At 39.7% G+C, this 7,250-nt stretch carries 5 protein-coding genes; 3 read left to right on the top strand and 2 right to left on the bottom strand.

Annotation, left to right across the window (positions count from 1 at the left end):
- Window positions 1-232 (bottom strand): helix-turn-helix domain-containing protein (locus tag FCR06_RS10205; protein ID WP_138499175.1); only part of this gene is annotated, 232 nt, incomplete at its 3' end.
- A gap of 679 nt (window positions 233-911) precedes the next feature.
- Between FCR06_RS10205 and FCR06_RS10200 the strand changes: the two genes are divergently transcribed.
- The 3 genes from FCR06_RS10200 to FCR06_RS10190 all read left to right on the top strand — a co-directional run bounded on the left by FCR06_RS10200 (window position 912) and on the right by FCR06_RS10190 (window position 4,120).
- Window positions 912-2,462, top strand: a complete 1,551-nt coding sequence (locus FCR06_RS10200) for a hypothetical protein (protein ID WP_138499173.1) — start codon at window positions 912-914, stop codon at window positions 2,460-2,462.
- A 510-nt stretch (window positions 2,463-2,972) separates the two neighbouring features.
- A complete protein-coding gene (locus FCR06_RS10195) occupies window positions 2,973-3,167 on the top strand; it encodes a DUF2256 domain-containing protein (RefSeq protein WP_138499171.1) in 195 nt (64 codons plus the stop codon).
- The gene (locus FCR06_RS10190; protein WP_138499169.1) at window positions 3,167-4,120 is read left to right on the top strand and encodes an isoaspartyl peptidase/L-asparaginase; all 954 of its coding nucleotides are present in this window, start codon (window positions 3,167-3,169) and stop codon (window positions 4,118-4,120) included. The genes FCR06_RS10195 and FCR06_RS10190 overlap by 1 nt, the downstream gene beginning before the upstream one ends.
- 231 nt (window positions 4,121-4,351) lie before the next feature.
- Here FCR06_RS10190 and clpB read toward each other — a convergent pair whose 3' ends face one another.
- Complete coding sequence (gene clpB / locus FCR06_RS10185) at window positions 4,352-6,994, bottom strand: ATP-dependent chaperone ClpB (RefSeq protein WP_138499166.1); 2,643 nt, start codon at window positions 6,992-6,994, stop codon at window positions 4,352-4,354.
- Window positions 6,995-7,250 lie beyond the last annotated feature (256 nt).

Here is a 7,250-nt window from a genome sequence, read left to right as displayed (position 1 = left end):
CTGATATTTCCCACTCACTAGCAATGTGGAAGTAAGTTCGGTATTCCCGCCAATATTGTAAGCAAAMTAAAGCTTGGTCTTCCAAGCTTAACTTGTTTGGATAACCTCGTGTTTGCTTCAAATTAGCTGCATCTTTTAACACCTTAATCATTTCATCAAACGTGCGTTGTTGCACCCCAACCAAACGTTTGAACTGCCGATTCGATAACTTTTTTGTTTGCTCGTATCGCATAAGTAGATTGATTCAAGCGACAAAACCCAATATCATACCATAAAATATTTTTGCAAGAGGTCTAATAAAAGTTGTGGCTCAGACAATCTTTGAAAGCGCTACATGAGTATAAAAAATCAGTTATAGAATTTTTATAAATTTATAAAAAATATTAGCAATATTAAGTGGTAACGAGAAAAAAGTATTAATAATATATTTTTCTTTTTGTCAAGGGTAATTCAACGTACATATAATTTTTTTTGCTAATTCTCTAAATTCAACATATATATTTACTGACTTTCAAAAATAGATAATCTTCAGCTTTTAGGAAAATTCATATTTTTAATAAAGACGTGACATTTATCAACGTAGTAATGTAGTAGTTAATATATAACTTAAGAACTAAATTATTTTACTTACTTATTAATTTAAACTAATATTAATTGTTAAATATTTCTCTAAATAGCAGTGATTTTTTTTAATATAAGTATTAATATAATGTAAATAATAGAAATAGCAATAATTATTCGATACAAGCAATAATTAATTATTGCTAAATCAAAATAAATAGTTTTTAAAAGTATTGTGTTAAATAAATTTAATTTGAGGCTTAAATAAATTGTAATAGCTGATAATTATATTTACTTGAGCATCTAAATTTTAAATTAAAAAGCTAACTTATATTTTAGAAAATCAAGTTTTGCCTTTGGGAGGCGATCGCTCTAAGAATCTTGTTACAGAACTGCGTGCTGCTGAAGCATTTCTCGACTCAAGATTGCAAGTCATAATTGATCAAGAAGCTACTCAAAATTTATTCAACCAAGTTTTTTCCTTAAAATTGCGTCGGCAACAATTACAAGATGCTTTAGCTGAAGCAAATTCTCAAGAACTGCTGCAAGAGATACAAATAATTCAAGAACAGTTAGAAAAAGCAATTGCTGAGTATCGCCAGGCTTTAAACACAGAAATAGAACAAGCTCGACAAATTCGCACTCAGGCGATCGCTCGCACTCGCGAACAAGCCCAAGCAGCGATTAATGTAGTTCAGAATCACTTAACTGCCATTGAAAATCAACTCGAAACAGCTACAGACAACCTCAATGAATTGCTAACAGAGGAAAACCGTTTTCGCTCTCAGTATCTAATCATTTATCCTACCTTGGTTACTGTTGCTTTATTTGCCTTGTTGATTCTGAGCGGAATTTTTAGTCAATCAACATTGTGGGGATTTTTGCAACAAATCTGGGCTAACTTTATTAGTTATTTGCTTTGGACTGCGGTAACAATTTTTACTTATTTAGGTATCGTTTGGCTGAAATACAGCACTAATATCCGCGATCGCATTCAGAAGGTTCAAAAACAAATTCAACGATTAGAAAGCAGTTTAAAAGCAACTGCTGTAGAATTGCGACGTAGCTACAACGAACAATTAAAGTTAGAGTATGATTTATACGCCCAAAACCTCCGTGTTGAGGCGTTAAATCATTTGATTAAAATAGCTAAACAAAAATTTGAAACTTTACGACAAGCCACATCAAATTTTTCTGAAGTATACAATAATTTGGTTGCTCAACGCAATCAAGCTACGACGAACTTTTCAGAAATTAAACTCACAGTTTTGACAGACGCAGATATTGATGCTTATTACCAAAGTTTCCTTACCACATTACCAACTGAAAAATTTACTCAAGAACAGGTGAGTCGTTCTCAGTCATGGAAAATCTCTGCTGAAGAATTTGAAAACAAACTTATGCACTTTGCTCGCCAACAATTTGAAAAGTTGCATAATTTGTCTATTGGAGAAGTGTTAAAGCAATCAGATTTAATTGCGGTAGATACTGCTACTAAACGCTTGAATGAACTTTACAATCGTGCTAACTTGTTGCTGCGACTTCAAGATATTGATGCTAACTTAAACCCTACTTCTCAACGAGAAACGACTCTCTGGGTAGGAGCAAAAGATAAAGAACAAATTTTTGGGCTTTACAGTCGCTTTAGTCGTAGTTTAACTGCCTTGTTAGCTGAAGATGAGCAACGGTTATGTATTCTGATAAATTCATTGGGTTTTCCAGCTTATTTTCTCAGTCAAATTGAGTTTTATCGAGATTGCTATGAACGTACTCAGGGCGAACAAATTGAGCAAGAGGAAAACTTTCCTGATTTAATACCAGAAGAAATTGGTTCAAGTAGAGAATTAAAGCTAGCTTATCAAACTCTATTGTTAGCGATTGCCTTAGGAATATTATCCTAAGAGACTTAAGGTAGGTATCAGTTCAATAGTCAATTACTTGGTGGAGAACGCCAACAAATTGCCTCAGCTTTGGCAACTGAGTTTGCCTTCCAAAAGATACACGCTCAAATCAAAGAACGTATAGAAGTTTTTGAACCTGATTTGATTTATCAAAAATTACAGGAGTTCCGAACATTTGCTTCAGATTTCAATCATTATGAACGTAAACTTTTAGATTGTCTACTCTCAGAATATAATACTCTAAATTAAAAATTAAATTACTCAATTCTAAATTTACAAAAAAATATTTAATTAAATATTTTTACAGAATTTATGTGTCCTAATATAGGAGTTTACTTAATATTCAAGCTATCTAACTCAAGCTTTATACTTCCACGCATTTAAAAAGTAAATCTCATGAGAGATTGACAAAACATTTATTCACTTAACGTATCCTCCCTTCGTAAGAAAGTCGTTATAATTATTTTCCATCCCTCTCTAAAACCAAATTCTCATCTACACAGTATTAATATGGGACGTGTCCGTTCTAAATCTGACCTACCTACAAAAATCTGTCCGGTATGTCAACGTCCTTTTACATGGCGTAAAAAGTGGCAAGATTGCTGGGAAGATGTGAAATACTGCTCAGAGCGTTGTCGTCGTCGCCGTTCTGAAGCTCAAAATGAAACTAACCGCAACACAGACGCAAATAGCGCAAAGGATTAATGGAGTCACAGGTGCAACCTAAATTAATTATTCATGGCGGAGCTGGTAGTTCTCTCCACGGTAAAGGAGGATTGGAAGCGGTACGTCGATCGCTTCATATAGTTGTAGAACAAGTCTATTCTTTACTATTGTGCGGAAAAACTGCCTCTGAGGCGGTAGTACAGGGTTGCCAAATGCTGGAAGATAACCCCCGCTTTAATGCTGGTACTGGTTCAGTGCTGCAATCTGATGGGCAAATCCGCATGAGTGCTTCGTTAATGGATGGCACTTTAGGGCGATTTAGTGGTGTAATTAATATTTCGCGGGTAAAAAATCCCATTGACTTGGCACAATTTTTACAAAGCTCGCCAGACCGAGTGCTATCAGATTTCGGCTCGGCTGAATTAGCACGGGAAATGCAAATTCCCAGCTATAACGCTTTAACTGATTTACGATTGCAAGAGTGGATCCAAGAACGTGAGGATAATTTTAAAAGTCCGATGGCTAACGTGGTGGCAGAACCCGAATTAGCGGAAACCAGCAATGCGGGACGGGGTACCATCGGGGTGGTAGCTTTAGATGCCTATGGCGGACTAAGTGCAGGAACTTCCACTGGTGGCAAGGGCTTTGAGCGGATTGGGCGGGTAAGTGATTCTGCCATGCCGGCAGGTAATTATGCTACTAAAGAAGCGGGAGTTAGTTGTACTGGTATTGGGGAAGATATTATTGATGAGTGTTTAGCAGCCAGGATCGTGGTACGTGTTGCTGATGGTATGTCCCTCAAAGATGCGATGCAGCGCTCCTTGACAGAAGCGTACCAAAATAAACGCGATTTAGGAGCGATCGCCTTAGATGCTAGTGGAGCGATCGCTTGGGGTAAAACCAGCGAAATCTTACTTGCCGCTTACCACGACGGCGACAAAATTGGTGACACCTTGGAATGGACTGGCAATGAACTAATAGGGTATTGCTGAAATAATGGGGGGTGTTGACTGTTGAGTAAAGTCGGAGACGTTCTTTGGTAAGGAGTTATTCTCCTATACCCTCTGTTCCCCATCTGTTCATCTCCCAGTCGCTATTTTGAAGTTAGACAGTGATACGACAAATCAGACAACGAAGGCAAAAAATACTTCTTTCCTCGTCATCACTCAACAGTCAACCCTATTTTTCAGACAGGAATCAGCGATCGCAAATATTCGCCAAGTCTAGGTCACAATTTGTGTGACTGAGATTTTCATTGGCACTTTTTTACTGAAAGACAGACCGTTTTCATTTTTTTCAATGAAAATCGTGTCTCCAGAAATAAAAGTATTTTCCAGTAACTTCGTAGCGAGGGGGTTTTCGACTTCTCGCTGAATTGCTCGTTTAAGTGGACGAGCGCCGTAAACTGGGTCATAACCTGCTTCTACCAAGTAATCACAGGCAGATGAGGAGATTTCAAAGAAGATTTTTTGATCGCGGAGCAGATTTTCTACGCGTTTGAGTTGAATCCGGATGATATGCCGCATTTCTGAACGGCTGAGGGTATGGAAGAGAATTAAATCGTCAATGCGGTTGAGAAATTCTGGACGAAAATGCGATCGCAAGGCATCCATTACCCGTTGACGCATGGTTTCATATTTTGACTCATCACTAGATATATCTAATATATGTTCGCTGCCTATGTTACTAGTCATAACGATAACGGTGTTGCGAAAATCTACTATTCTCCCTTGAGAATCAGTAATTCTACCATCGTCTAAAACTTGTAACAAAATATTAAATACATCTGGATGTGCCTTTTCCACTTCATCCAGCAGCACCACTGAATAGGGACGACGGCGAATCGCCTCAGAAAGTTGACCGCCTTCTTCGTAGCCGATATATCCTGGAGGCGCTCCTACTAACCGAGAGACAGAGTGTTTTTCCATGTACTCGGACATATCCAAGCGCACTAATGCATCATCAGAATCAAAGAGAAATTGAGCTAAAGCACGTGCAAGTTCGGTTTTCCCCACACCTGTAGGCCCCATGAACAAAAATGAACCAATGGGACGCGAGGGATCTTTCATTCCCGCACGGGCGCGGCGAATTGCAGCTGCTACTGCTGCTACAGCTTCTTCTTGCCCAATGACTCGCTGGTGCAAATGACTTTCAAGGTGCAGTAATTTTTGTCGTTCCGATTCCAACAGTCGATTGACAGGAATTCCTGTCCATTTGGCAACGATTTCGGCAATATCGGCTTCGGTGACTTGTTCTCGCAGCAAAGTGGAACCTTGACTTTGAATTTCTAAAAGTTTGGTTTCTTTGGCTTCGCGATCGCGTTGTACTCCTTCCAATTTCCCATACTTTAATTGGGCGGCTTTATTCAGGTCATAAGCACGTTCCGCTTGTTCGATTTGCACTCGCAGCCCATCTTCTTCTTTCTTTAAGCTACTTATCGCCTCTAATAGCTGCTTTTCACCTTGCCATTGATCGTTAAATACGTGCTGCTTTTGAGTCAAATTGGTGATTTCTTGCTCAATTCGCTGCAAACGTTCCCTTGTTTGGGGAGTACCCTTTTCTTCGCCAGCTAATGAGAGCTTTTCCATTTCTAACTGCATCAGGCGGCGGTCAATGGTTTCCAATTCCGTTGGTTTGGAGGTAATCTCCATTTTCAACTGTGCTGCGGCCTCATCTACTAAGTCAATAGCTTTATCTGGCAAAAAGCGATCACTAATATAACGCGCTGACAAAGTTGCTGCTGCTACTAAAGCGGAATCAGAAATTTTCACATTGTGATGAACTTCATAGCGCTCTTTCAATCCCCGGAGAATGGAAATAGTATTTTCCACACTTGGCTGATCGACAAATACTTGCTGAAAACRGCGTTCTAGGGCGGCGTCTTTCTCAATGTGTTTGCGGAACTCATCTAAGGTAGTAGCGCCAATGCAACGCAGTTCTCCCCGCGCCAGCATGGGTTTGAGTAAATTTCCCGCATCCATCGCTCCTTGTTGATTGGAACCTGTGCCGACTACGGTGTGCAATTCGTCAATAAATAGAACGATTTGCCCGTTAGATTCCATCACTTCCCGAAGAACAGATTTCAAGCGGTCTTCAAATTCACCCCGGTATTTAGCCCCAGCAATCAAACTGCCCATATCTAAAGAGATTAGCTGGCGATTTTTCAACGATTCGGGAACATCACCGTTGACCATCCGTTGGGCTAAAGCTTCGGCGATCGCAGTTTTACCTACTCCAGGTTCGCCAATCAATACCGGATTATTTTTGCTGCGGCGGGACAATACCTGGATTACCCGGCGAATTTCGTCATCCCGTCCAATCACCGGGTCGAGTTTTCCAGATTTTGCCTGTTCTGTCAAGTCCCTGCCAAATTTTTGTAAAGCTTCATAACGGGATTCTGGATTTTGATCTGTAACTTTTTGGCTACCGCGAATAGTTTTGATTGTAGCTTCCAGCTTCGCTGCATCGACATTAAAGCCTTTGAGTATCCGCCGTCCAACACGTTCATCTTCAGCAAAAGCCAGTAGAATGTGTTCCACAGAGATGTAGGAATCTTTCATCCTGGCTCTAATTTCCTCGGCTTGGTCTAGTAAAACATCTAAACTACGACTAAGGTAAAGCTGATCGCTTTTGCCAACTTTCGGCTGACGTTGGGTAAAAGCTTCTAATTGCTGTTGCAAGCGGATTGGATCGACCTCAGACCGAGCCAGAATACGTATTGCTAAACTAGTAGGTTCTTCTAACAGGGCAATTATTAAATGCTCAACATCTAATTGCTGTTGTTGATAAGCACGGACTATATCCTGAGATTTTACGATCGCTTCCCAGGCTTTATCTGTAAATTTATTTGGATCTGTAGGTTGCATCTTTAAAATTTTCGATTTGAGATTTTTAGCTTCAGGCTTGGGGAGTGCGGAGTTAAGAGCAAAGCTAGAGACTGTGAAAGCTTTGGTTAGGTAGTGCTGAGTTAGGAGTTATTCTCTCCCTACTTCCCCTGTTCCCTCATCTTTCGGTTGGTGAGTTTCGACTACGCTCAACTACTGCGAAGTCGAACTACATCTCCCAGCCCCCAGTTCCTACCTATTCCTTAATTTAAAACGAAAACATGCTGATGAGCGTAGT

Source organism: Nostoc sp. PA-18-2419, assembly GCF_005869855.1.
In the GTDB taxonomy this organism is placed as follows: domain Bacteria; phylum Cyanobacteriota; class Cyanobacteriia; order Cyanobacteriales; family Nostocaceae; genus Nostoc.
This window is presented reverse-complemented; position numbering and strand designations above follow the sequence as displayed.